Genomic DNA, 25,904 nt, shown 5'->3' on the forward strand with positions numbered 1-25,904 from the left:
GGGGCGAGTTCCTATCACGCGATTTCCACGTAGCCAGAAGACGTATGACGGCCACACGGTTCACCGCCGACTATCGTGAACCGAGTCGTGACCGCCCTACTGGTACTCGTCGTGACCGCGAGCGTCGCACCCGCGCCAGTCGCGGGGGGCGTCGCCGCCGCGGGTAGCACCGACACCGCAACGACGCGACAGGCGTCCGAATACGCCGGAACGTACGTCTCGTTCGACGCCGGAGAGCGCGCCGTGACCGACTACGCGGTCCGCGGCGAGGAGATGCTGGACTCGGTGCGCGTCGCGTCCGAGCGGTCGGTCGAGAACGGCAGTCTCGCCGACCTCGACGCCGGACTGTCCGCCGTGACCGAAATCGAGGGCGCGGGCCTCGACTTCTCGGCGACGAGTCGGACCGAAGCCACCGTCGCGGCCGAGACCGGCGCGACGCTCACGGCCCACGACAACCCCCGCGGTCTCTTCGTGGTCGCCGGAAGTGACGAGTCGAATCAGTCGAACCGGTCGAGCCAGCAGTCCAACCGGTCGAACCAGTCGAACTACGTGGTCGCGGACCTCGCGGCGGGCGCGAACGCGACCGCCGACGGCGACTCGCGGGTCGAGGTAACGACCGAAAACGGGACGGAAGCCACCTTCCTCGTCGTCGGCGCGGGCGAGGCGACCGTCACCGACGAGGGCGACGTGACCGCCCGCCTCGGCGAGGGGGGTCTCCTCGTCTTCCGGGCGTACCCCGACGGGAAGGACGACCGTGACGAGAAACAGGAGGCGCTGATCGCCGAGGGAACCGCCACGGCCGAAGCGTACGTGATGGTCGAAAATACGACGACAGTCGTGGACACCGTGAGCTACGGGGCGAACACGACCGTCGAGACGACCGAGACCGCGGTCGGTGAAGTCACCGTCGCGGTCTCGCGGACGACCGACGAGGGGACAATTCTCCTGACCAGCGTCTCCGAGCGCGCGCTCGCCGCCGCCGACCTCGAAGTCGCGGTGGACGGCGAGGCCGCCGCGGAGGCCCGCACCTACACCCAACTGAAGAGCGCCCTCGGGAGCGACCGGTCGCGCTACGTGGTTGAGCGCACGATAGACGCGGGGAAAGCGAGCGCGTCGGCCGACGCCAGCGCGGACGTGCTAATCGCGGTCAACCGCTTCTCGGAGCGGACGGTCTCCATCGCGTCCGCGTCGGCGAGCGAACCGACGACCGGCAGTAAAGAGGCAACTGGCGGTGAGGAGACGACCGGCGGTGAGACGACGACCGATACCGGTGATTCCGGAACGAACGAGACGACGACCGACGCCGGGGAGCGCGCCGAGGAGTCCGGCGGCGAGACGGCCACTGCGACGGTCGTGGACGACGAGACCGGCAACGGCGCGGGCGTCCCCGGATTCACCGCGAGCGCGGCCCTCCTCGCGCTGGTCGCCGCGGCGATGCTGGCGAGACTGCGATGAGTCTGTGAGCCGATACTTTGGGAAGAAACGTTTATGCTGGCTCTTTTCGAGAACTCGATACATGAGCGAGAGCCGAGGAGCGTCGCCCGTCGTCGGAACCGTGGTGTTGGTCGCGGTCGTCGTCATCGTCGGCGTCTCGTTGACCGTGCCGTTCCTCGGCATCGTGCAGGACGGCATCGACACCAACGAGAAACCCGTGCCCGTGACCGACAACCTCCTGTCGGACCCCGGATTCGAGGACGACGACGGGAGTTGGAGACACTACGGGCCGGGAGCGGTCGTCGCCGAGCAAGCGAACTACGGCGCGGCCGCGCTGAAGGTCCCGCCGGGGTCGAACGACGCCTACCACGCCCAAGACGTGACGAAGAAGATGCGCGCCGGGAGTACCTACCGACTCTGCGCGTGGTCGAAGCGCACCGACTCCGACGGCGAGACGTGGGTCGGCGTCCAGTTCTACGAGACCGAAGCGAAGAACAACATCATCGAGAAGCAGACGTGGAGAGTCGAGTGGAACGCCTACCGCGAGGAGTGCGTCCTCGCCGAGACGCCCAACGAGACGAGCGTCCACACGGCCGAGGTTTGGGTCTACCGACCGGCGGACACGCAGGGCGTCGCCTACGTGGACGACGTGTCGCTAGTCCGGATGGCGTACCTCGCCGACCCCGACGAGCGGTAGAAAGAACAGTTCCGCGAGTACACGCGTTCGTGTGACCGCCACGCGGCCGCCCGTGCCGCGGGCCGAACCTCTAAATCCGCCGGGCGTCGTGAATGTAGGCATGACCACTCACGTCGTCATCGTCGGCGCGTACGGGAGCGCCGGGGTCGCGGTCGCACAGGAGTTAGCAGACGAGGAGGACGTTCGACTGACCCTCGTGGACGACGGCGAACCCGGCGGCGGCCTCTGCATCCTGAAGGGGTGTATGCCCTCGAAAGAGATTCTCTCGGCCGGGAAACACCGATTTCAGGCGCGCCACGACGACCGCGTCGAAGGCGTGCCCGAGGTGGACCTCGAATCGGTCGTGGCGACCAAGGACGAACACGTCGGCAACTGGGCGGAACACCGACGCGCCGCGGTGAAGCAACTGGCACAGCGCGAGAACGTCGAATTCGTCCACCGGACCGCCCGGTTCGTGGACGACCGCACCGTCGCGGTCGGCGACCGAGAAATCGAGGCCGATTACGTCGTGGTCGCCACCGGGTCGTCGGTCAACGTGCCGGAACTGAACGGCATCGGCGAGGTGAACTACGCGACCAGCGCGGACGTGCTGGACGCGACCGAGTTCCCCGACTCGGGCCTCGTGATGGGCTTCGGCTACGTCGGGTTGGAGATGGTGCCCTACCTCGCGGAGGCCGCCGAGATGGATATCACCGTTATCGAACACGACGACTACCCGCTGGACGAGGCCGACGAGCAGTTCCGCGCGACGATGCTAGACCTCTACCGCGAGGAGTTCGACGTGGACGTGCTGACCAACACCTACGAGCAGTCGGTCGAGGAGACCGCCGACGGCGGCGTTCGGCTCCACGTCAGGCGCGGCGTGACCGGCGGGCGCGGCGGGTCCACTGGAGGTGGCGAGTCCGGAGGCCGACGCGAGACCGTCGAAGCCGACGAACTGTTCCTGTTCACCGGTCGCAGGCCGAACGTGGCGGATTTGGGACTGGAGAACACCGCGCTCGACCCCGGCGCGGGGTGGGTCGCCGACACGATGCAGGCCCGCGACGACGAGCGCGTCTTCGTCCCCGGCGACGCCAACGGCCACGAACCCATCCTACACGTCGCCAAGGAGCAGGGCTTTCTGACCGCCGACAACATCCTGCGACACCGCGCGGACGAGGAGCTAGAGCCGTACCGGAACGTCCACCACCACGTCATCTTCTCGGGGCTGGGCGTCTACCCCTTCGCTCGCGTCGGCACCTCCGAGGAGGCGCTGGCCAGCGAGGACCGCGACTACGTGGCGGTCTCCCGCGAGGCGAGTAGCGACGGCGTGTTCAAGACCAAGGCGGTCCCGCGCGGACTGGCGAAACTCGTCGTGGACGCCGACGACGGCACCGTGCTGGGCTATCAGGGCCTGCACTTCCACGCCGACGTAATGGCCAAGACGATGCAGGTCGCGGTGGAGATGGAACTGGACGTGCGCGAGATTCCCGACCGGGCGTACCACCCCACGACGCCCGAGATTCTGGATGGTCTAATCCGCGACGCGAGCGACGAGTTGACCTAAGCGTACTCCTCGGGAGCTTTTTCGAACGTCTCGCGGTGTTCCTCGCTACAGAACCGGTAGGTCTCGCCCTCGTACTCGACCTGCGCGACCGCGAACTGCTCGTCCCGGTAGTCGGTCTCCTCGGGGCTGGTCTTCTCTACGTCGGCACCGCAGACGGCGCATTGAGCCATGTCGGCTGTCGGGCGGCCAGCGCGGAAAGGGTTCGGGCCGGAGGACGAACGACCGCGACGAGACGAGTGAGGACGATACGACGACGAGTGGCGAGTGACGGTCGATACCGAGACAGGCCCGTACCGATACAACGACCCGGCGCGTGGGGGCGCGCCCTCGTGGCGCGCCCATCCGCGCGAGGTCTGCGCGAGCGGTTGCGCGGCGCTCCGCGCCGCGATGAGCGAACGGTGCAACCGTGAGCGGACGCGAGTGCAGGCTCGGAGGACGCGGTTCGTCCTCCGGTGGACGCGGCCGCGTTCAGGCGGCCGCGAGGCTGGGGAGGAGTGAGGCTCGCGGTCGCGGTGCGGTAGACTCCTGTGTTCAAGCCTGAAGCCGGTCTCTCCTCAGTCCGTTCGTCTGCTCACGATTCATCGAGGCTGTTTTCGTTTACTCTCGGTCTCGCTGCCAGCCGAGTGACATCGAGTACGTAGCCGCAATCTATTCGTGTTTGACTAGCGAAGTGGATGGCATGGCAATCCTAGAGATAAATCTGGAGAAGCCCGCCCTGATAGAGGAGTACCAGTTCCCGGCCGAATCGTCGGCTGGCCACGCCGTCGCGTCCGAGTCCGCCGAGTCCGAAGCCACCGACTCCGGCGCGTCCGACTCCGGCGGGTCGGGCGGTTCCAAAGGCAAACTCGTCGGCCTCCTCGCGGTGGCCGCGGGCGTCGGCCTGCTGGTCTGGAAACTCAAGAACCGCGGCGGCGACGACCAGACGGACTTCGACGAGTTCGAGACCGACGACGAGTCCGAGGCCGACGACGAGTCCCCGGAGTGGGAAATCGAGGAGGACGGCGGCAGTAGCAAGGGCAAGGTCGCGGGCCTGCTCGGACTGGTCGTCGCGGCGGTGGGTCTCGTGGTCGCGGTTCAGAAGCGTCGGAACTGAACAAGGACGGTTTTCGTCGTTCTGTTTTCAGTCGATTCTATTTCGAGGGAGGTGGAGCGACTGTCAGTTCCGGAGATTCGTCGGTCTCCTCGCACGACGACAGTGGCCGTCGAGAGGGAGCTAACTACTGCCGACAACAATCAGACCGCAACCGCCACCGCACCGCGAGGGCCACCTCCTCCCCACCCGATTGCGGTCCTCACTTCGTTGCGGTCCTCATCCCTCGCGCGTGTCGGCGTGACCCACGAGGAGTCACGCCAGCACACGCCGGGATGGAAATCGAGGTGTCGCTCTTCCCGACCGGAAAGCTATCGGGACGCAAAACTGAGTAGGGGCCGCGTAGTCCGGCGATTTCGGGTCAGAAATCGGGGAATTCTCTTTGCCCCATCACTCGAATGGCAAGAAAGTTTAAATGGACCGTCCGAGATAGCCGAACGTACCCGAGTACCATGCCGACGACGCCCGGAGATTACGACCTGCGCGAACTGCGTCGCCTCGCGGACCCGCACCGCGAGACCCCCGAGGAGTTCGAGGAGGGCGAGGAGTTGCCAGCGCCGCCCGACGAGGTGTTGCGCCACAGCGAGCGAAACGAACTCGTCCAGTTGCAGAGCCAGTTCGCCGCGGCGGGCGCGCTCCCCGAGAAGCCGTATCTCGACGCCCTGCCCGACCAGTACAGCACGGAGGTCGTGGTGTTCGAGTGGCTCGACTTCCTCATCAACAAGGCCGGGTTCGAGAACACCGGCAACGCCCTCCAGTACTACGAGGAGGTCGAGTGGATAACCGCGTCGGTCCGCGAGGGGTTGCGCGACTACATGCGCGGGTTCTCGGAGGTCGAGAGCTTCGACCCCGACAAGCCCGGCCCGGCCGACCTCGACGTGGACGACCACGTGTTGAGTCTGGTGTACATCGCGCGACTGGCGTCCGTCTGAGGCCAGCGAGGAGCGGTCCGCGTCCCGCGAGAGGGAGGCAGTCGTGGCGAGCGTCGCGCCCGACGAGCGTCGTTTTCTGCGGAGAAGAGTAGTAGGACGAGTCGTTCAGGCGTGGGACTATTGAGTCCGCGGTGTGTATCGGGGACAAGAGATTCCCAACCATGAGCGGCCACAGCGAACAGTCGGCGGAGGGCGGCGGGAAGTCGCCGGGTCCCGACTTCGGCGACGACTTCTTCGAGCGGATGGTGGAGTCGGCCAGCGACGCCGTGGTCACGGCCGCCGCGGACGGGACGCTCGTCTACGCGAACCCGGCGGTCGAGGACCTACTGGGCTACGAACCCGCCGAGGTCCGCGGCAAGCGGTTCCCCGAGTTCGTCCCCGAACGGCTCCGGGACAGGTACGACGGCTGGTTCGACCGCTACACCGACGGCGACGGCGGGACGCCGCTCGACGACGAGAGCTACGAGGTGACGTGGGTGGCCGCCGACGGCGAGGAGGTCCGCCTCTCGGTCTCGGGATTCGCCCACGAGAGCGACGGCGAGCAGTGGTTCACCGGCTTTCTCCGGGAGGCCGACGACGAAGAGGCGTCGGCCGAGCGCCTCCGCGAGGAGGAGGCGCTCATCGAGGAGATATTCGAGACGAGTCCGGTAGCGTTCGCGGTGCGGGACGAGAACGGCGACCTCCTGCGGGCGAACGAGCGGGCCGCCGAACTGGTCGGGGTCGGGTTCGACGAGCTTCCGGCCGACGCCGACGGCGAGCAGGCGTGGGACATCTACGACGCGGACGGCGAACCGCTGGCCGACAGCGAGTACCCCGTCAACCGAGTTTTGGAGACCGGCGAACCGGTCTACAACGAGGAGGTCGTCGTGGAGCAACCGAGCGGGCGGCGCGTCCACCTCTCGGTCAGCGCGGCCCCGGTCCGAGAGGGCGACGAGGTTCGGCGGGTCGTCAGCGCGGCCGAGGACGTGACCGAACTTAAGGAGACGCAGTTCGAACTCGAACGCCGCCGAGACGAGTTAGAGACCGAACTCTCCGAGGTGTTCAGCCGAATCGCGGACGCCTTCTTCGCGCTGGACGACGATTGGAACTTCACCTACGTCAACGACGAGGCCGAGAACTTGCTGGACCAGTCGGAAGAAGAACTCGTCGGCGAGAACGTCTGGGAGATGTTCTCCGAGGCAGTCGGCACGACGTTCCAACACGAGTACGAGCGAGCGATGGAGACCCAAGAACCCACCTCGTTCGTGGAGTACTACCCGCCGCTGGCGGCGTGGTTCGAGGTGCAGGCCTACCCCTCCGAGACCGGTCTCTCGGTGTACTTTCAGGACGTGAGCGAGCGCGTCGAGCGCGAGGGCGAGTTGCAGAACCGAGTCAAGCAACAGCGCGCGGTCGCGGAGTTCTCCCAGTCCGCGCTCGAAGACCGGTCGCTCGACAGCCTGTTCGACGAGGCGGTCGAAGTCGTCGCCGAGACGCTCGACCACGACTACTGCAAGGTGTTGGAGTTGGACGCCGACGCCGACGAACTGTTGCTCCGGAGCGGTGTCGGCTGGCGCGAGGGCATCGTCGGCGAGGCGACGGTCGCCAACGACCGCGGCTCGCAGGCGGGCTACACCCTCGTCTCCGAGGAGCCCGTGGTCGTGACGGACCTCGAAACCGAACCCCGGTTCTCGGGTCCCGACCTGTTGACCGCCCACGGCGTGAAAAGCGGCATCAGCACCATCATCGGGTCGGCCGACGAGCCGTGGGGAATCTTGGGGACTCACCACGCCGAGACGCGCGAGTACGCCGACCACGACGTGCAGTTCGTCCAGTCCATCGCCCACATCCTGACGACCGCCATCCAGCGCCGCGAGCGCGAGCGACGGCTCGAACGCTACGAGACCATCGTGGAGACGGTCGAAGACGGCGTGTACGCGCTGGACGCCGACGAGCGATTCGTCATGGTCAACGACGCGTTCTGCGAGATGACGGGCTACGACCGCGAGGAACTGCTCGGCGAACCCGCCTCGGTCGTCCACAGCGAGGCCGTCAGCGAGCAGGCCGCCGAGATGAGCGAGGCGGTCACCGACGAACTCGGGAGCGTGATGCTCGAACTCGAACTCCGGACGAAGGACGGCGACGCCGTGCCGGTCGAGGCGCGGTTCGGACCGTACCGCGACGACGCGGGCGCGTTCGCCCGGACCGGCGTCGTCCGGGACATCACCGAGCGCAAGGAGCGCGAGCGCGAACTTCGCAACCGCGTCAGCCAGCAACAGGCCCTCTCGGAGTTCTCCCGGCACGCGCTCGAAGACCGACCGCTGGACGACCTGATGGACGAGGCGACCGAACTCGTCGCCGAGACGCTCGACCACGAGTTCGGCAAGGTGTTGCAACTCCGGCCCGAGGAGGACGACCTGCTCCTCCGGGCGGGGTACAACTGGGACGAGGAGACCGTCGGGTCGGCGACGGTCGGCACCGAACGCGACTCGCAGGCGGGCTACACGCTCCTGTCGAGAGAGCCGGTCGTGGTCGAGGACTTCCCGAACGAGGACCGCTTCTCGTATCCCGACCTCAAAGCCGCGAAGGGCATGATAAGCGGCGTCAGCACCATCGTCGGGTCGCCGGACGAGCCGTGGGGCATCCTCGAAACTCACACGACCGAGCGCCGGGAGTACGCCGACTACGAGGTCCAGTTCCTCCAGTCCATCGCCCACATCCTCTCGACGGCGATTCGCCGCCGGGAACGCGAACAGCAACTCGAACGCTACGAGACTATCATCGAGACCGTCGAGGACGGCATCTACATCGTCGGACCCGACGGGACGTTCTCGCTGGTGAACTCGTCGTTCGCCGAGTTGGTGGGCTACGACCGCGACGAACTCGTCGGCACGTCGCCCGCGCGACTCTACGACGACGAGACCGCGGCGACGGTGAGCAACCTCCAAGGGGAGATACGCGACGGCGAGCGCACCTCCGCGACTCTCGAACACGACCTCCGAACGAAGGACGACGCAACCGTCCCGGCCGAGACCACATTCACCCTCCGACCGACCGGGGCGGGCCACGAGCGCGTGGGCGTGACCCGCGACATCACCGAGCGCAAGCGATTCGAGCAGACCCTGACCGCGCTCCACGAGTCGAGTCGGGAACTCCTCCAACTGGAGACCGCCGACGCGGTGGCCGAATCGGTCCTCCGGACGACGACCGACGTGTTGGGGATTCGGGGCGCGGGAATCTACCTCTACGACGGCGAGGCCGACGAACTCGCCCCGGTAGCGGTCTCGGAGTACGTCGTGGACCTCCTCGGCGAGTTGCCGACGTTCGAGGAGGGCGACGAGGCGCTGACGTGGCGGGCGTTCGCCGACGGCGAGACCATCGCGTTCGAGGACGTGTCCGAGACCCACCTGACCTACCGGGACGACACGCCGTTGCAGAGCGGCCTCTGGATTCCGCTCGGCGACCACGGGGTCCTCGCGGTGGTGTCGTCGGAGCGCGACGCGTTCGACGCCGACGACCGGACGCTCGCGGACCTGCTGGCGGCGACCGCGGAGGCCGCGCTCGACCGGGTGGAGCGCGAGCGCGAGCGCCGCCAGCACGAGCAGGAACTGGAGGTCCAGAACGAGCGGTTGGACGCGTTCGCCAGCATGCTGGCTCACGAACTCCGCAACCCGCTCGAAATCGCGCAAATATACCTCGACATGGGCGTCGAGTCGGCGGTCGGCGACGGCGACGACGCCGATTCGTTCCGGGAGGTCGAGCGCGCCCTCGACCGCATCGAGGAGATGATAGACACCCTGCTGGTCGTGACTCGGCGGGGCGGAGCGGTCGAGACGACCGAGGCACTGGACCTCGGCGAGGTGGCCCGCGAGTGGTGGAACGAGTTGGACCCCGACGGCACGCTCGCCGTCGAGACCGACCGGGAAATCGTCGCCGACTCGTCGCGGCTCCGCCAACTGTTAGAGAACCTGTATCGCAACGCCGAGGAACACGCCGGGCCGGACGCGACGGTCCGGGTCGGCGACCTGCCGGGCGGGTTCTACGTCGAGGACGACGGGCCGGGCATCCCCGCGGACGAACGGCGCGAGGTGTTCGACCCCGGCTACTCGACCAGCAACGTCGGCATCGGCTTCGGTCTCGCGGTGGTCGAGCAGTTGGTCGAGGCCCACGGCTGGGACTGCGAAATCACCGAGAGCGCGTCGGGCGGCGCGCGCTTCGAGTTCACGAACGTCGAGACGCCTGCGGAGTAGCCGACCGGCTTCGGCAATCCATATCGTTTCAAAAAAGTCCTTGGCGTTTTCAAAGAACGCTAACGGTTTCTCGACCCGTTACGTTCGTCCGCCGTCCGACCCGCGAGACTGCCCGCCGAGCGACCGCGAGGAGTTCGCCACGACGACCAGACTGCTGGTGCCCATCGCCAGCGCGGCGAACAGCGGGTTCAGCAGACCAGCGAGCGCGAGCGGGACCGCCACGGCGTTGTAGAGGAACGCCCACCCGAGGTTGTGGCGAATCCGGCGGTTGGTCCCGCGGGCCACGTCGAACGCCGCGACCACGGCGTCGAGGCCGCCCTCCACGATGACGGCGTCGGCGGCGTCGCCCGCGAGGTCGGTCCCGCTCCCGAGCGCCACGCCGATGTCGGCGGTCGCCAACGCGGGCGCGTCGTTGCTCCCGTCGCCGACCATCGCCACGGTGCCCCGCGATTCGAGTCGTTCGACGGTCTCGGCCTTCGCCTCGGGCGGCACTCCGGCGAACACCTCCGAGACGTTCGGGTCCGCGCGGAACCGCGCGGCCGCCCGCTCGTCGTCGCCCGTCAGGACGACGACTTCCCGACCGTCAGCGAGGTCGGCCACCGAGTCGCGCCACCCCTCTCGGGGACTATCGCCGACGACCACAACGCCACGCGCTCGGCCCGCCCACCCGACCGCGACGGGGACGTGACCCTCGGCGCGAGCCGCGGCGGCGGCCTCGCGGAGCGAGTCGGCGACCGCGAATCCGCGCGAGTCGAGCATGTCGGGGTGGCCGACCGCAATTTCGTCGCCGCCGAGTTCGCCGGTCTCGGATTCGCCGGTTTCGACCTCGCCGGTCACTCCTCGGTCGTGGGTCTCGACGTTTCGGGCGTCGAGTAGGGTCGCAGTGCGGTCTGCGGTCGCGGTGCTGTCGGCGGTTGCGGTCTCACTGATGTCGGCATCAGCGGCGGTCGCTGTCGTCGCGGTCGCAGTGCGGTCTGCGGTCGTTGTCGCTGTTGCGGCGCGGTCTGCGGTCTCCTCGGAGTCGGCTTCAGGAGCGGTCGCAGTGGCGGTGCTGTCGGCGGTCACAGGTCCGGTTCCGGATTCCGAGCCAGCATCGACCGCCGTGTCAGAACCGCCAGCCGCCACGATGGCCTCCGCGATGGGGTGGGCCGAGTAGCGTTCGAGCGCCGCGGCGCGGGCGACGACCTCCTCGGACGCCACTTCCGACTCGCGGGAATCGTCCACCACCACGTCCTGCACCGCCATTCGCCCGTCGGTCAGCGTCCCGGTCTTGTCGAGGAGAACCACGTCGGCCTCGGACGCGGACTCGAACACGGCGTCGGAGGCGACGACGACGCCGCGGTCGGCCGCCTCGCGAATGCCCGAGGCCACGGCCAGCGGGGTCGCCAGCCCGAGCGCGCAGGGACACGAGACGATGAGGACCGTCAGGCCCGCCAGCAGCGCGTCGGCGACCGGCGCGCCAGTCACGAGTCGCCAACCGGTCGCTACCGCGGCGAGGAGAAGCACCGTCGGCACGAACAGCGTCGCCAGCTTGTCGGCGAGTCGCTGGACGCCCGACCGGGAACTCTGAATCTCCCAGAGCAGGTCCACGAGCCTGTCGAGGGTACTCTCGGCCTCGTCGCCGACTTCGACCACGAGCGGGTCGTCGGTGACGACGGTGCCCCCGAGAACCGAATCGCCGGGCCTGCGGGTCTCGGGCAACGACTCGCCGGTCACGAGCGACTCGTCCACCGCGGCGGTGCCCTCCGCGACTTCGCCGTCCACGGGCACGCGCTCGCCCGGCCGGACGAGGAGACGGTCGCCCGGCGCGAGGTCGGCGACCGGGACCGATTCGTGGCTTCCGTCCGCCGTGACGCGGGTAGCCTCTGAGACTCTGGCGCTGGTCAGTTCCGAGAGGCCGCTGGCGGCTCTCCGCTTGATGCGCTCCTCGTAGTAGTTGCCCAGCGTCACGACCAGCACGATGGCGACGGTCACGTCGAAGTAGACGTGCGTTCGGCCGACCAGCACCGCGACGCTGCTGTAGGCGTAGGAACTCAGCGCCGCGAGCGAGACCAGCAGGTCCATGTTGGGCTGTCCGGCCCGCAAGCTGACCACCGCGCCGCGCAGGATGGGGTAGCCCGTGTAGAACAGCACGAGCGAGGACATCAGCCAGACGTTGCCGAACAGGTAGAGGCCCGCGTAGTCGCCGAGGTCCACGAGGGGGTCGAAACCGAGGTAAGTGGGATAGAGGAACAAGACGTACCACAGCATCACCATCATGCCGAAGACGCCGCCGCCGAGCAGGAACCGGACGATTTGGGTGTCGGCCCGGTCGTCGGCGGCGGTTCCGCCCTCGGGGTCGCCGACCGCGTAGCCGTACCGGTCGAGTGTGCGCCCGAGCGCGTCGAGGTCGGTCTCCTCGTCGTGAGCGACCCGGAGCATGTCGGTGGCGTAGCTCGCGTCGGCGGCGTGGACGCCCTCGGCGTCGGCGGCGGCCGACTCGATGAACGTCTCGCAGGTCGCGCAGTGCATCCCCTCGACGCCGAGGTACGTGTGGTCGGCGTCGTCGGGCGCGTCTTCGACCCCGCCGCCACCGCGCTCGTCGCGGACCACCTCGGCGTCGGCCGACTCCACTTCCTCGACGGTCCGCGCGATTTCGAGACACCCCCGACAGCAGTACGCGCCGGGGACCTCCTCGGCGGACTCCAGCACGTCGTCGGTTATCGGCGCGTCGCCGGTCGGCAGTCCACAGAGGGTACACTCGTCGGGGGCGTCTTCGGGGTAACTCTCCGCGTGTTTCTCACTCATGCGTTTATCCCAACGGTTGGTACTCCGGTGCCGGGAGCGGGAGCATCACGCGGGGCGCGTCGATGCCGAGCAGCGCGAGTCCGTGCGCGACCATCAGATACCCCAGCACGACGAACGCGACGCCCAACACCTGATGGACTCGCTTGCTCGCCGACAGCGACCCGAAGACGGTGCCGTACACCAACAGCGTCGGGAACGTGCCGAGACCGACGAGCGCCAGCAGGAACGCCCCGCGAACCGGGTCGCCGAGCGCGAAGGCGTAGACGTACGCCGGGTACGTGATGGGACACGGGAGGAGGGCGTGAACCACGCCGAGTCCCGCGATGCGGGCGTCGCCGACGAAGGCGTCCACCCGGCGGGTCAACGCCGCGCTCACCCGGCCGAACAGGTCGTCGAACGGTCCGAGCGAGGGGTGGGCGGCCGACCCGCCGACGTAGCTGACTCCGGTCACGCCGATGAACGCTCCCGCGAGCAACGCGGTCGTCGCCTGCACGCCGGTCCCGGCCGCTAGCACCTGTTCCATCGCGCCGACCGTGACCGCACCGACGAAGCCGAGCAACGCCCCGACGGCGGCGTAGCCCGCCGTCCGCCCGAGGTTGAACAGGACGTGCTGGCGGACCTGCCGGAGCGTGAGGTCGTTCGACTCACCGGCGGCCTCCTCCTGCGCTCGGAGTCGGTCGGCGTAGACGCTCACCAGCGGACCGCACATCCCGAGACAGTGGGCACCCCCGAGGAGGCCGACCACGAGGAACACCGCGGCGTCCACGTTCCCGGTCGGGAGCGGGCCGCCGTGACCGTGGAGCGGGAGCGGCGCGGCGTGGGCGAGTGACGACGCCAGCGCGCGGTAATCGAGCGACGAGGCCAGCGCGCCGTGGCCGAGGAGCGCGAGCATGGGACTCAGACCGTCGAGTCACTGGCTTCGACAGTCTCGTCGGTCGCGTCGCCGTGGTCGTCGTGACCGTGCCCGCCCTCGGTCGGCGAGGTGAGGAGGTAGAGGCTCCCGGTGATGAGGGCGACGTTGACGACGGCGACGACTGCCAGCATACTCCGGCCGAGCGCGAAGAGGACCACCGGAGCGAGCGCCAGTAGCGCGACGACACTTAAACTCCGAGGCGAACGGTTAGCCACTATCCTTTTAATACCAGACTGTCCCTGTGACTGCTCCATACGAACCGATAGTAACGGTAGTACCAATCCGATTTCGCCCGTTTTCAGGGTCTGGGAATCGGATGTCCGCATTAAATATTCCCTGTTCGTACCCTCGTTTATGTCGATGGAACCGAAGACGGAGAGTACGGTCCGCGAGGACGTTCCCGAACGTCCCCGCGGGTACGTGGTCGGCTCCGCGCCCGACAGCATCGAGCGCGAAATCGGCCACGACGAGTTCGACCCCGTGGGAACGCTGGTCCTGATACTGGGCTACTTCGCCATCTTGGTCGTCATGTGGGTGTTCATGTACTTCGTGGAGTTCCTCGGTCGGGGACTGACGGTGGTCGGATAGGAGGTGATTCAGGATGGAGATACACGCATACGAGAAGTTCTGGCTCGCGGCGGCGCTCCTGCTCATCGTCGGCTTCATCGCGACCGTCTCCTACGGCGCAGTCGGGGCTGGCGTCGAGATGATAGCCGACGACGGCGGGACCGTGGACCCCCAAGCACTCGACGAGCATCCGAAGTTTAGCGACCCCGGCGTCTACGAGTCCGGCCCGAACGAGTACGACGTGTACGTCGTCGCCCAGCAGTTCGCGTTCCGACCGGGCACCGCCGAACCGATTCGGGTGCCCGCCGACAGCACCGTGACGTTCCACGTGACCTCCGCCGACGTGATTCACGGCTTCGAGGTCGTGGGCACCAACGGCAACACGATGGCCATCCCCGGACAGGTCGCGACGTTCACGGTCGAAGTCGGCGGCCCGAAGGAGTACGGCCTGCTCTGCAACGAGTACTGCGGGTCGGCCCACCACGCGATGGAGGGGAGCATGGAAGTCGTCCCGAAAGACGAGTTCAACGCGACGGGAGGTGCCTGAGATGGCGACGTTCGTAGACCGCTATCCGGAGGAGGCGTCGGTCGTCAAGGCGACGCTCGTCGTCTCGTTCCTCTCGCTCGGTATCGGGGCGCTGTTCGGGCTGGTGCAGGCGCTCCACCGGACGGGCTACTTGCGCTTCCTCGACTCGGTGGACTACTACACCATCCTGACGGGCCACGGGGTACTCCTCGCGCTGGTGTTCACCATCTTCTTCCTGATGGGACTGTTCACGTGGGCGGTCGTCCAGAGTCTGGAACGCCCGCTTCCGGACATCAGACTGTCGTGGGCGTGGGTCGGCCTCACGACGACCGGCGCGACGTTCGCGGCGGTCGCCATCCTCGCGGGCCTGATTCCGAGCATCGACATGAGCGCGGACGTGCTGTACACCTTCTACGCGCCGCTGATGGCTCACCCGCTGTTCTACGTCGGGCTGGCGATGTTCATCGTCGGGACGTGGCTGGCGGGGGCCGACTGGTTCCTCGCGTACCGCGAGTGGCGCGCCGAGAACCCCGACGAGCGCATCCCGCTCCAGACGTTCATGGTGCTGACGACGATGCTGATGTGGTATCTGGCCACGCTCGGCGTCGCCGTCTCGACGGTGTTCTTCCTCATCCCGTGGTCGTTCGGCTGGGTCGAGACCGTCAATCCGCTGCTCACGCGGACGCTGTTCTGGTTCTTCGGCCACCCCGTCGTGTACTTCTGGCTGATGCCAGCCTACCTGATGTGGTACACCGTTCTGCCGAAGCTGGCGGGCGGACGGCTGTTCAGCGACCCCCTCGCGCGGGTCGTGTTCGTGCTGTTCCTCCTGCTCTCGACCCCGGTCGGCATCCACCACCAGTATCTCGACCCCGGCATCGCGGAGGGCTTCAAGTTCATCGCGATGACCAACACGATGTTCCTCCTGTTGCCGAGTCTGCTGACCGCGTTCACCGTGGTCGCCAGCATGGAACACGGCGCGCGACAGCGCGGCGGCGAGGGCTACGTGAGTTGGCTCGGGTCGCTCCCGTGGCGCGACCCCGCGTTCACCGGGATGGCGCTGGCGGGCGTGATGTTCGCGGCTGGCGGCTTCTCGGGCATGATAAACGCCGGGATGAACATCAACTACCTCATCCACAACACGCTGTGGGTGCCGGGGCACTTCCACCTGACCGTCGGCACCGCGGTCGCGCTGACGATGATGGCCGGGTCCTACTGGCTCGTCCCGCAACTGACCGGTAAGCGCCTGTACAGCCGCCCCATCGGCCTGCTACAGGTCGTCGTGTGGTTCGTCGGGATGGTGCTGATGTCGAACGCGATGCACCGCGGCGGTCTCGCCGGAATCCCGCGCCGGACCGCCGAACCCCAGTACCAGAACTTCGACTTCTCGATGGCGCTCGGGACCGTCGGCGAGATTCGCGCCGGAATCGCCATCGGCGGGACGCTGCTGTTCGTCTCGGTCGTGCTGTTCCTCGTCAACATCCTGCTGTCGGCGTTCGAGGAGCCAATCGAGAACCCGGTGGACGACAGCCTGCCCGAACCGCTCTCGGGCGCGAGCGGGAGTCCGGTCGTCCTCGACAACCTCCGGCTCTGGACCGCCATCGCGGTCGTGCTGGTGATTCTGGCCTACACGCTCCCGCTGGCTGGCATCGTCGGCGACGCCGGGCTGTTGGGCGACGTGCCGGGCGTCCCGGTCTGGGTGTCCGCGAACGCCGAGGCCACGCTCGACCTGCTAACGGAGGTGATAGCATGAAGATGTCCCGCGCGGGTCTCCTCGTGGCAGTCGCGTTCGGCATCCCGGTCGCCATCGAACTCCGAGTGCTGTTCAGCTTCTTCGGGGTCGAACTCCCGCTAGTGTCGGTGGTCGTGTTCGAGGCGCTGTTCTTGCTCCTCGTCGCGGTCCTCTACAGCCTCAACGCGGAACCGAAATCGGCGAGCAAGCACTGAGCGACATGACGACCGACGCCTCCTCGAACGCCGACGCCGATTCGTCGGTTCCGGAGTCGGGTCGGTCGCTCGGCCGCCCGGCGCGGGCCGCCCGGACGTTCGTCGCGCTGACGGTCGCGGAGGCGGTGGTCGTCCTCGCGTATCTGGCGCTCGCCGGGACCGAGGTGGTCTCGCTCCGGTACCTCGCCTACCCCTTCGTCTGGATAAACGCGGCGCTCCTCGCGGTCGCGTACGCGCCGATTCCGCGACCGACCGACCGATGGCAGGTCGGCGCGACCGCGGTCGGCGTCGGTTACTTCGGGGCGCTCTGCGTCGCGGGCGGTCTCGCGTCGCTGGGCGACGGCTCGGGAGTCGGGACACTGACGGTCGCCGCAGCCGCGCCCGGCTGGGGACCGCTGGTCGTCGTCTCGGGTGGCGCACTCCACCTCACGCTCGTCCCGTTCAAACTGGTCGGCTACGCCGGGCTGGCGACGCTCGCGTCCGCCGCGGTCGCCCGTGCGAGTCGCGGCCTGTTAGGCGGTGCGCTCGGTCTCGTGACCTGCGTCAGTTGCACCGGGTCGGTGCTGGGCACACTGCTGGCTGGCGTCGGCGGCTCGTCGGTCGCCGTCTCGGCGGTGCTGGCTCGGTCCTACGACCTCTCGACCGCGGTGTTCCTGCTCGCAATCGGCGGGCTGTGGGTCGGCCTACAGCGGTGAGCGGACGAATCGAATTTCCGGCTTCGGGTCCCCCGAGCAACTCTGCTGTCGGACCAGACTCCGACTCTCACGTTTCGGAAAACAGTTCAGGCGCTTCCGCGACGCCGACGCCGCTCGTGGCGGTCAGTAGTGTTGTTGAGCCACGCGGTCAGCACCGCCGCGAACACCACTAGCGAAACACCCGACAGCACCGCAACTGCGAGGTCGGCGGAGATAGCGACGTTCGCGGGTGCGAGCAGGGCGTACCCCGCGACGGCGGTCAGGACGACGCCGAGGAGAACGAACAGTCCGATTGCCACGCGTAACACGTCGAACCGCTGGGTCGGTTGGGTGGTCATGGCTCACTCTCCGGTACGCGGAAGACCCACATCAAGGATGAACGCGATTCTCAGGTTCTGAAAACGAAGGGGCGACGGACGGGAGCGGCGAGCGTAGCCGGAAGGTCCGGAACTGTCGTTTGGCTGGGAGCATCGACCCGTCTCCGCGTTTCGCTTCGTCGCGCGTCGGACGGGCGGACGGCGCTGGAAGCTACTCCTCGCGTTCGGGCACGTCGCCGAGGGCCGCGAGACCGTCGATGTTGTTGGCGGTAAAGAACACGGCCCCATCGACCAGCACCGGCGGTGACGTTACGTCGTCGTGGAAGTTCGAATCGAGCGCGTAGTACCAGCGCATCTCTCCCGAGTCGCGATGGAACGCGCTGATCGTCTTCTCGTTGGGTTCGAACTCGGGGGCGTCGAGCGGGAACACGACCGTTTCGGTCCCGACACAGATTCCCGAGTCGTAGACCGGCGTGTCGCGACGCCATCGCTCCGCTCCGGTTTCGCTATCGACCGCGACGGCACCGGACTCGCTGGTGACGAACAGGGTCCCGTCGGCGGCGGCGACCGTCCGAGGAGCCACCTCCTCACCGAACGAGACGAGTTCACAGCACCGGTCGCCGGTCTCCTCGTCGTAGACCACGAGCGTCCGGTCGTCGGAGACGACCACTCCCTCTCGGGTCGCGACGGGCGCGGCGGATTCGGGCACGGACGCGAGTTCGCTCCGCCAGCGCTCCGAGCCGTCCTCCAGCGAGAGGGCAACGAGCGACGGCGCTCCGTCCACGCTTCCAACTGCGAACACGCGCCCGTCGTACACCGCGGGCGAACGGACGAGTCGGCGTACCGCGTCGGTCTCCCAGCGTCGCTCCCCGTTCGCCGCCCGAAACGCCTCGATGCCCTCGTCGGAACCGACCAGTACGGTTTCGGTGGCCTCGTCCGCGACGAGCAGTTCCGAAAAGTCGAGTCCGTTCGTCGTCGCCCTCCAGACCCGCTCGCCCGTTCGGGAGTCGAGTCCGACGAGTTCCGTGTCGTACGCCACGACACATCGGTCGCCGACGACGACGGTCGCGTTCTCCCCGCTGGCGTCGAGGGTGGTCCGCCACCGTTCGGTGCCGTCCTGCGCGTCGAGTGCGATAGCGCTCCCGTCGTTGCTGGGGTCGAAGTTCGTCGTGTACACCGTCCCGTCGGAAACGACAGGTTGCCAGCGTGTGAAGGCCTCCGATGTCCACGCTAAGTTTCCCCGCGATGGTGCGGAGACGTTCGTCGCGAACGTGTTCGCCCCGTCGGCGCCGTACTGTGTCCACGCTCCCGTGGGAGCGTCCGGCAAAGACGTATCCGAGTCCGACGACGGAAGCATCGACAGACAGCCCGAGGAGGCACTCGCGCCGACGACAGCCGTCGAGAGGAACGTCCTTCGGTTCACATCTGGAGAGTAGAATGCTAATTTTATAACCTTTCTTCCCGCGTAGCGGTCGTCGGCCGAGCCGGAACGACCGCCGGGTGACGACGAGAGCGGTCAGCGACGCTCCGGCCGTGGCTACAGATTGTTGATCGCTCCGCGAGAGTAGGCCCCGGCGAACCACATGCAAGCGTACGCCGAGTTTTCCACGAAGTCGTCCCAGTCGTCACGGTTGTTGGGACCGTTGTTGACGATGGTCTCGTAGACCTGTTCGGAGTAGTTCGTCGAGTCGTTCGCTATCGCCTTGCACGCTTCTTCCATCGAGCCGTCCCACTGCGGGTTGTTTGTGCCCTCGTCGAACCTCTCGGAGAAGTCCTTCGAGGTGTCGCTGGCGTTGTTCCAGTTGTCCTGAATGAAGCGTTTGTACGCGTAATGAATCGTACCTTGCGTGTCCAGTACCTGCGGTCCGATCGAGCCGGTGTGCAGGGGCTGGGACATGTCCTGCAGGAAGTGGAACGACCGCCCGAGTTCGTCGATGTTGGTGTAGGACCCGATGGTGGCGTTCTCCCAGTGGGCTTGGGCATCCTGTGGTGCGGCTCCGATGAGTTCCACTTCGAGCAGGGTGATCGACGGTGGCAGGACTATCGAGAGGAGGCCGGTGACCTCGAACTCCTCTCCTCCCGGAACGTACATGTGATGGGGGCTGGCCGAGTCGTCGATGTCTCGGATGGCCCGCCGGAGATCGTCCTCGACCGCGCTGAGAGAGATATCGACCAGATCGAATCTGTCGCCCAAGTTCACCCAGCCGTCGGAACAGACCCGGCACTTTTGGTCCCACTGGTCGGGGTCGGTCGATGCGTCTTTCAGGTCGTCGGCCGAGTTGTCGTAGGCAGTGCCCTGAACTGCACGGCCCGCCATTTTCCGGTGAATCGTCCCGGAGTGCATCGGTTCGACCCCCGACTGGGCCTCCCGTTGCAGGCCAGCGCTCACGCTGTCGGCGACGCTTTTGACGGCTTCCTTTCCGCTCTTCGACCCTTCCAGCGTGTCCTTTCCGATCTTCGTCTCCTGTAGCGAGGGAACTGCCGGTTCGGCGAGGTGATAGGTGAGTTCCCGGTCGTTTTGTTCGTCCCGTTCGAGTTCCACCTCGTAGGCCGAACGCAACGCGTCTATCATCTCCTGTTGTCGGGTTACGTCCGTTCTCACGGGTGATTTCTTCAACAGCTCGCCGATTCTGTCGCGATCGACGGTCAGCAACCACCACAGGTGGCCGACGGCGTCGCGAACGTCGTCTCCGACCGTTTTGTACTCGAAGTCGAACGGTGGCTCCGAGAGTTCCGCCACCGTGCCCTGTCTGGTCGCCGCGTTGCCGACTCCCGTAGCACCTGCGAAGGCCGCGGTGCCGCCGATCGCTTTCAACACGGTTCGCCGAGAGGTTTTTTCAGACTCCATATTAGATTAATTGAAGTATATATAGATAAAATTAATGGTTAGGACTATGCTTTGTAGCATAGTATCGGCTCCGCACGTGGTCGCCCGAAGACAGCGGAAGCAGTTCTCCACTGTCGTCTGCTCCGAGGGTACCGTTCTCACCGTCGGCCGTCAGCGAACCCACGACGGAGCAACCGCCGTCCGACAGTTGGAGAAGCCGCCCGCTCGGCGAGACTGCCTCCGACTGCGAGAAACGAATCCGCCGAGCGAACGACACCGAATCCGACGACCCCGAGCAGGACGAAAACTGGATGGGCCCTGACGGATTCGAACCATCGACCACTCGGTTATGAGCCGAGCGCTCTAACCAGACTGAGCTAAGGGCCCGTCGGATACACGTTTTCCGTCGGACCCTTTTAGCCTATCGTTTCTGGTGATACGGACGGCTTTCGGGGGACGGGAGTGCGGGTCTCCTCCGACCGAAGCGTCGGGCGAACGAAAGTTCCCGAACGACGAGTCGCTACGTCTCGCTTCCGAGCGTGCGACTCGTCCGCTCGACTCCCCGTCGAGGAGACCCCGGTACTCGCGGATGGAAGTCGTTCGGAGATAGCTCCTCGCGCGATGTCCGTGAGAAAGTAGCGCCGCCGCCAGGGCTCGAACCTGGGACAACCTGGGTAACAACCAGGTGCTCTACCATCTGAGCTACGGCGGCTTTTCGCTGCATTTGGTCTTATGCGCGAGTCATTTGATAGGGCTTTCGTTTTCGCCCGAAGGGAGTCAGTCGTTGACGAGGCAGGGCCGGGCGAGGCGACACGTTTTCGGCCGGGGGCCGAGAATCCACGGTCGATGACCGGCGAGGAGACCGACGAGAAATTCGAGGCGGTGGTTCGGCGGGTCGGCGAGCGAATCGACCCCGACGAGCGCGAGCGCGAGCGAATGTGCGACGCCGTGGCCGCGCTGACCGAGCGTGCGGAAGACGCCATCGCCGACCTGCCCGTCTCCGGCGACGCGATTCAGGTCGGGAGTACCGCCCGCGGGACGTGGATTAGCGGCGACCGGGACATCGACCTGTTCGTGCGGTTTCCCGCCGACGTGGACCGCGAGGAGCTAGAGTCCTACGGGCTGGCGGTCGGCCACGCCGTCCTGCCGGAGGGCCGCGAGGACTTCGCCGAACACCCCTACGTGACCGGCGAGTTCGACGGCTTCGACGTGGACCTCGTGCCCTGCTACCGTCTCGACTCGGCGACCGAGATTCAGTCCGCAGTAGACCGGACGCCGTTCCACAACGAGTACCTGAACGAACGCATCGACGCCGACCTCGCCGGGGAAGTGCGCCTGTTCAAGCAGTTCTTGAAAGGCATCGGCGCGTACGGGAGCGACCTCCGGACCCGCGGGTTCTCGGGCTACCTGACCGAACTCCTCGTCGTGGAGTACGGGAGTTTCCGCGCGGTAATCGAGGCCGCGGCCGACGAGTGGCACCCTCCGGTCCGGTTCGACCCCGAGGACCACGCCACCGCAACGTTCGAGGACCCGCTAGTCGTCGTGGACCCGACCGACCCCGAGCGCAACGTGGCGGCGGTCTGCGCCGCCGAGAACGTCGCGCGCCTCCAGCACTACGCGCGGGACCTCCTCGGCGACCCCCGCGACGAGCTATTCTTCCCCGACGAGGCCGACCTCCTCGACGCGGCGGCGGTCCGCGATGCGGTCCGGGACCGCGCGACGACCCCGGTCGCGGTGCGCTTCGACGCGCCCGACGTGGTCGAGGACCAACTCTACCCCCAACTCCGGAAGTCGCTCGCTGGCGTCCGCGACGAGTTGTCGCGCCGGGGGTTCGACCCGCTCCGGGCCGAGGCGTTCGCCGCCGATTCGGCGGTTCTCCTCGTGGAGTTGGAGGTCGCCGAGCGCCCCGCGGTCGAGCGCCACGAGGGGCCGCCGGTCCACGTCCGACAGCACGCCGAGGGCTTCTTCGGGAAGTATGCGGACGACCCCGACGCCTACGGCCCCTTCATCGATGGCGACCGCTACGTCGTGGAGCGCGACCGGGAGTTCGAGACCGCCGAGGAGTTCCTGCGGAGCGACGCGCTGTTCGACGTGGCGCTGGGCGTCCACGTCGAGTCGGCGCTCGAAGACGGCTACGACGTGCTGGTCGGCGACGAGGTCGCGCAACTGGCCGACGAGTTCGGCGCGCGACTGGCCGACTACTTCGACCCCGCGCCGTGAGACGGTCAGTTCCGACCACCGACGAGGCGCGTTGAATACGCCCGAGTGTGTCCGAATCCGTCCCGGAGATTCATGCTCCGGCCCGCCGTCTCCGTGAGAGGGAATGACAGGGAGACGGATTTCGATACTGCTCGTCGCGGCGGCGCTGGTCGTCTGGCCCGTCGCGGGCGCGGCGAGCCCCGGGGGCGGAGCGAGCGACGAGCGAGCGACCGGCGCGTTCGGGGTGCAGGCCGCGAACGGACCGACCGAAATCGACTCGTGTACGACGATTACCGAGTCCGGTCGATACGTCCTCGCCGACGACGTGGAGAGTAACGCGAGCAGTCCCTGCGTGCGGATTCGCGCCAGCAACGTCGTGCTGGACGGTGCGGGCAACGCGCTCGTCGGGTCGGCGACCATCGACGCCGAGAGCGTCCGCGACCGGTTCTTCCGGGGACTGGAGAATCCCCTCGACCCGCGGGCCTCGGTCGGCGTGGCCGTGAGCGCGAATCGGCCGCTATCGAACGTCACCGTGGCGAATCTCACGGTTCGGAACTGGCGGTGGGGAATTGTCGCCGACGGCCTCCGAGGAGGCCGGGTCGCGGGCGTCCGCGCGACCGAGACCGCCTTCGGCGTCGCGGCCTTCCGCTCGCCCCGGTTCCGCGTGACCGAGACCACGGCGGCGGACAACGCGGTCTTCGGCGTCGGCGTCTTCGGCGGGCCGGGCGCGACCGTCACGACCGTCACCGCCAGCGGGAACGGCGTCGCTGGCGTCTATCTCGGGCAGGGGCGGAACGGCGTGGTCGCCGACGTGACCGCGCGGGACAGCGAGTTGGCGGGCCTCCTGTTGGACCGGACCCGCGGGGCGACGGTCCGCGACGTGGAGACCGCGGGGAGTCGATTCGGCGTCTACCTCTTCGAGACCCGGACCAGCGAGGTCGTCGGCGCGACCGCGACGCAGGCCCGGACCGCGGGCGTCTACGCGCTCAACGCGACCGGACCGCGAATCACCGACACCGAAGCGACGAACAACGGTCTCGCGGGACTCCTCCTGCAGGGCACCGTCGGCGCGGAGGTCACGACGACCAACGCCTCGCGAAACCGCTACGGCGTCTACCTCTTCTTCGCGGAGGACACCGGCGTCACCGACTCGACCGCCAACGACGGCGTGATGGGCGTGTTCGTCCGGAACGCGACCGACGCCGCGGTGCTGAACAACACCGTCCTCGACAACAGTTTCGACGGAATCTACGCCGAGAACTCGACCGACGTGCGAGTCGAGAACAACCGCGACGGCGCGCTCGTCATCGAGTCCACGGGCAACGAGAGCCTCGGCGAGGAGGGCGGCTACGCCGCGAACGCGACCATCGACGTGAACCAGTCGGACGGACTCACCGACGAGGAGCTACGCGCCTACGTCTACCGGGCCATCGCCCGCGCCGAGGAGTTGCGCGGACTGGAGTTCGAGGAGTCGTTCTCGATAGAAGTCGTCACGCAGGAGGAACTCCGGCGGCGGAACGCGGTCGAACCCGAGCAGTCGGCGACCGTCGCGGCGTGGGAGAACCAGCTCTGGGAGGCGCTGTTCGTCGTCGGCGAGGACCGCAACTCGACGCAAGTGACGGAGAACGAGTCGGGGCGCGTCGCGGGGTTCTACAACTTCTACGCCGACAAGATGGTCATCGTCTCCGACGACGACCCGCCGACGGTCAGTAGCACGACGCTGGTCCACGAAATCGTCCACGCGCTACAGGACCAGCACTTCGACCTGACCAGCGACCAACTCCGGCCCCGGACCGAGGACGCGATTCGCGCCCGGAGCGGGCTGGTCGAGGGCGACGCCAGATTCGTCGAGGAGCGATTCGAACAGCTCTGTGGCGTCGTCTGGAACTGCGTGCAGGTCGAATCCGAGGAGCCGCCGGGCGGCGAGATTTCGCCGACGCGCAACTTCGCGTTCCGCCAGCTAATTCTGGCTCCCTACTCGGACGGTCCGAACTACGTCGCCACCCTCCGGAGCGAGGACGGCTGGCAGGCGGTCAACGACGCCTACGAGACGCCGCCGAACTCGACCGAGCAGTTCGTCCACCCCGAGCGCCGGACCGAGGAGCCGATTTCCATCGACTACGAGGACACCGCCACCGCGGGGTGGGAGAAGTTCGAGCAGTCGAATCTCTCGTTCAGCGGCGTGAACGCCACCACGACCGTCGGCGAGGTCGGCATCTTCACCATGTTCTGGTATCAGGGCTACGAGTACGGCAACGAAATCGTCGGCGTGAACGATCACCTCTACCCGAACGACGCGACGTTCGACTGGTTCGACTACACCGCCGACCCCTCCGAGGGGTGGGGCAACGACGTGCTGGTGCCCTACCAGCGGGAGACCGCCGACGGCACCGACTACGGCTACGTCTGGCGGACCGCGTGGGACACCGACCGCGACGCCGACGAGTTCCACCGGGCGTATCTGGACCTCTTGGACGGACAGGGAGCCGAGCGCGTCGCTCCGAACACGTGGGTCGTCCGGTCGGGACCGTTCGCCGACGCCTTCCGGGTCGTCCGCGAGGGGTCGAACGTGACCGTCGTGAACGCGCCGACGGTCGATGCGCTCGGGGACCTGCGGCCCGGTCTCGGTCCCGAGTCGGGCGAGCGAGCGACCGCGACGACCACCGGAGCGCGCGAGACGACGACCGGCGAGAACCGGACCGCTGGAACCGCGACGACGACCGGCGAAAACGCGACTACTATCGCCGCAAACGCGGCCACGACCACCGCCGAAAACGCAACCGTGACGACTACCGGCGAAAACGCGGCCACGACCACCGCCGAAAACGCGACCGTGACGGCCACTGGCGAGTAATCTCGAAATCGAGGAGCCTCAGAACCCGAGAATCTCGTCGGCGCGCTCGCGCTTCTCGTCGTCGTCCATCCCGTCGGTGGCGAACGAGCCTTGGGGCATCCAGCCGTCTATCTCGTACAGCAGGACGTGGGCGGTCCCGTCCGTTTCGAGGACCCACGCGTCCACCATGTTCTCGCGCTCGTTGACCCCGCTTCGGAGCGGTTCGACCCACTCCACGGCGTCGCCGTCCGCGAGACCGTCGAGTTCCGACTGCTTCATCGCCCGGTCCGGAAGCGATTCGAGGACGCTCTGTTCGGACATGACCGTCGGTTGAGGGAGCGAGGCTAAAAGTCCCGTCGGTAGCGGAGCGA

21 protein-coding genes and 2 tRNA genes are annotated in these 25,904 nt (G+C 67.3%); 13 read left to right on the top strand and 10 right to left on the bottom strand.

All coding sequences use genetic code 11. The features are described from left to right. Positions 1–75: 75 nt before the first annotated feature. The 3 genes from EPL00_RS19760 (at position 76) to EPL00_RS19770 (ending at position 3,677) form a co-directional block, all read left to right on the top strand. Complete coding sequence (locus EPL00_RS19760; protein ID WP_135854913.1) at positions 76–1,455, top strand: hypothetical protein; 1,380 nt, start codon at positions 76–78, stop codon at positions 1,453–1,455. 61 nt (positions 1,456–1,516) lie between these two features. Beyond that, positions 1,517–2,131, top strand: coding sequence for a carbohydrate binding domain-containing protein (locus tag EPL00_RS19765; protein ID WP_135854912.1), 615 nt, complete (start codon positions 1,517–1,519; stop codon positions 2,129–2,131). A gap of 100 nt (positions 2,132–2,231) precedes the next feature. Beyond that, complete coding sequence (locus EPL00_RS19770; RefSeq protein WP_135854911.1) at positions 2,232–3,677, top strand: FAD-dependent oxidoreductase; 1,446 nt, start codon at positions 2,232–2,234, stop codon at positions 3,675–3,677. Here EPL00_RS19770 and EPL00_RS19775 read toward each other — a convergent pair. Then, positions 3,674–3,847 carry a YHS domain-containing protein gene (locus tag EPL00_RS19775; RefSeq protein ID WP_135854910.1) on the bottom strand — a complete coding sequence of 58 codons (174 nt, stop codon included), beginning with the start codon at positions 3,845–3,847 and terminating at the stop codon, positions 3,674–3,676. The two genes, EPL00_RS19770 and EPL00_RS19775, sit on opposite strands and share 4 nt — an antisense overlap. Before the next feature lie 509 nt (positions 3,848–4,356). Here EPL00_RS19775 and EPL00_RS19780 point away from each other — a divergent pair. The 3 genes from EPL00_RS19780 (at position 4,357) to EPL00_RS19790 (ending at position 9,925) form a co-directional block, all read left to right on the top strand. Next, positions 4,357–4,770 (top strand): hypothetical protein, encoded by a 414-nt coding sequence (locus tag EPL00_RS19780; RefSeq protein WP_135854909.1) that lies wholly within the window; start codon positions 4,357–4,359, stop codon positions 4,768–4,770. A gap of 449 nt (positions 4,771–5,219) precedes the next feature. Beyond that, positions 5,220–5,699 carry a FlaD/FlaE family flagellar protein gene (locus tag EPL00_RS19785; RefSeq protein WP_135854908.1) on the top strand — a complete coding sequence of 160 codons (480 nt, stop codon included), beginning with the start codon at positions 5,220–5,222 and terminating at the stop codon, positions 5,697–5,699. Positions 5,700–5,860: 161 nt separating this feature from the next. Then, positions 5,861–9,925: a PAS domain S-box protein gene (locus tag EPL00_RS19790; RefSeq protein WP_135854907.1), complete on the top strand. Its 4,065-nt coding sequence runs from the start codon at positions 5,861–5,863 to the stop codon at positions 9,923–9,925. Positions 9,926–10,003: 78 nt separating this feature from the next. Here EPL00_RS19790 and EPL00_RS19795 read toward each other — a convergent pair whose 3' ends face one another. From EPL00_RS19795 to EPL00_RS19805, 3 genes are read right to left on the bottom strand one after another with little or no spacing between them, the layout of a single operon-like run. Next, a complete protein-coding gene (locus EPL00_RS19795) occupies positions 10,004–12,712 on the bottom strand; it encodes a heavy metal translocating P-type ATPase (protein WP_135854906.1) in 2,709 nt (902 codons plus the stop codon). 4 nt (positions 12,713–12,716) lie between these two features. Then, on the bottom strand, positions 12,717–13,604 hold the full coding sequence (locus tag EPL00_RS19800) for a sulfite exporter TauE/SafE family protein (RefSeq protein ID WP_135854905.1): 888 nt from the start codon (positions 13,602–13,604) through the stop codon (positions 12,717–12,719). Positions 13,605–13,609: 5 nt separating this feature from the next. Next, a complete protein-coding gene (locus EPL00_RS19805) occupies positions 13,610–13,840 on the bottom strand; it encodes a hypothetical protein (protein ID WP_135854904.1) in 231 nt (76 codons plus the stop codon). A 145-nt stretch (positions 13,841–13,985) separates the two neighbouring features. Here EPL00_RS19805 and EPL00_RS19810 point away from each other — a divergent pair, with 145 nt between their 5' ends. Genes EPL00_RS19810 through EPL00_RS19830 form a run of 5 tightly spaced genes read left to right on the top strand, consistent with a single transcriptional unit; the run spans position 13,986 to position 17,357 of the window. Further along, positions 13,986–14,213 carry a hypothetical protein gene (locus EPL00_RS19810; protein WP_135854903.1) on the top strand — a complete coding sequence of 76 codons (228 nt, stop codon included), beginning with the start codon at positions 13,986–13,988 and terminating at the stop codon, positions 14,211–14,213. Positions 14,214–14,226: 13 nt separating this feature from the next. Continuing rightward, positions 14,227–14,739, top strand: a complete 513-nt coding sequence (locus EPL00_RS19815; protein ID WP_135854902.1) for a cytochrome c oxidase subunit II — start codon at positions 14,227–14,229, stop codon at positions 14,737–14,739. Between the two features lies 1 nt (position 14,740). Next, entirely contained in the window at positions 14,741–16,468 is a 1,728-nt protein-coding gene (locus tag EPL00_RS19820) for a b(o/a)3-type cytochrome-c oxidase subunit 1 (protein WP_135854901.1), read from the top strand. Then, positions 16,465–16,662, top strand: coding sequence for a CbaC protein (locus EPL00_RS19825; RefSeq protein WP_135854900.1), 198 nt, complete (start codon positions 16,465–16,467; stop codon positions 16,660–16,662). The genes EPL00_RS19820 and EPL00_RS19825 overlap by 4 nt, the downstream gene beginning before the upstream one ends. 5 nt (positions 16,663–16,667) lie before the next feature. Continuing rightward, positions 16,668–17,357: a DUF7546 family protein gene (locus EPL00_RS19830; protein WP_135854899.1), complete on the top strand. Its 690-nt coding sequence runs from the start codon at positions 16,668–16,670 to the stop codon at positions 17,355–17,357. Between the two features lie 86 nt (positions 17,358–17,443). Here EPL00_RS19830 and EPL00_RS19835 read toward each other — a convergent pair whose 3' ends face one another. The 5 genes from EPL00_RS19835 to EPL00_RS19855 all read right to left on the bottom strand — a co-directional run bounded on the left by EPL00_RS19835 (position 17,444) and on the right by EPL00_RS19855 (position 21,213). After that, positions 17,444–17,695 carry a hypothetical protein gene (locus EPL00_RS19835; protein ID WP_135854898.1) on the bottom strand — a complete coding sequence of 84 codons (252 nt, stop codon included), beginning with the start codon at positions 17,693–17,695 and terminating at the stop codon, positions 17,444–17,446. 190 nt (positions 17,696–17,885) lie between these two features. After that, entirely contained in the window at positions 17,886–19,031 is a 1,146-nt protein-coding gene (locus EPL00_RS24200; RefSeq protein WP_368407957.1) for an outer membrane protein assembly factor BamB family protein, read from the bottom strand. 180 nt (positions 19,032–19,211) lie between these two features. After that, positions 19,212–20,522 carry a phospholipase C/P1 nuclease family protein gene (locus EPL00_RS19845; RefSeq protein WP_135854896.1) on the bottom strand — a complete coding sequence of 437 codons (1,311 nt, stop codon included), beginning with the start codon at positions 20,520–20,522 and terminating at the stop codon, positions 19,212–19,214. Between the two features lie 291 nt (positions 20,523–20,813). Next, positions 20,814–20,888: transfer RNA gene (locus tag EPL00_RS19850), tRNA-Ile, on the bottom strand. 252 nt (positions 20,889–21,140) lie between these two features. Then, positions 21,141–21,213: transfer RNA gene (locus EPL00_RS19855), tRNA-Asn, on the bottom strand. A gap of 134 nt (positions 21,214–21,347) precedes the next feature. Here EPL00_RS19855 and cca point away from each other — a divergent pair. Next, a complete protein-coding gene (gene cca, locus EPL00_RS19860; protein WP_135854895.1) occupies positions 21,348–22,721 on the top strand; it encodes a CCA tRNA nucleotidyltransferase in 1,374 nt (457 codons plus the stop codon). Positions 22,722–22,824: 103 nt separating this feature from the next. Next, positions 22,825–25,554, top strand: coding sequence for an Hvo_1808 family surface protein (locus EPL00_RS19865; RefSeq protein WP_135854894.1), 2,730 nt, complete (start codon positions 22,825–22,827; stop codon positions 25,552–25,554). A gap of 18 nt (positions 25,555–25,572) precedes the next feature. Here EPL00_RS19865 and EPL00_RS19870 read toward each other — a convergent pair whose 3' ends face one another. Beyond that, a complete protein-coding gene (locus tag EPL00_RS19870) occupies positions 25,573–25,854 on the bottom strand; it encodes an RNA-dependent RNA polymerase family protein (protein WP_135854893.1) in 282 nt (93 codons plus the stop codon). Positions 25,855–25,904: the final 50 nt, after the last annotated feature.

Source organism: Halorussus salinus, from assembly GCF_004765815.2.
In the GTDB taxonomy this organism is placed as follows: Archaea; Halobacteriota; Halobacteria; order Halobacteriales; family Haladaptataceae; genus Halorussus; species Halorussus salinus.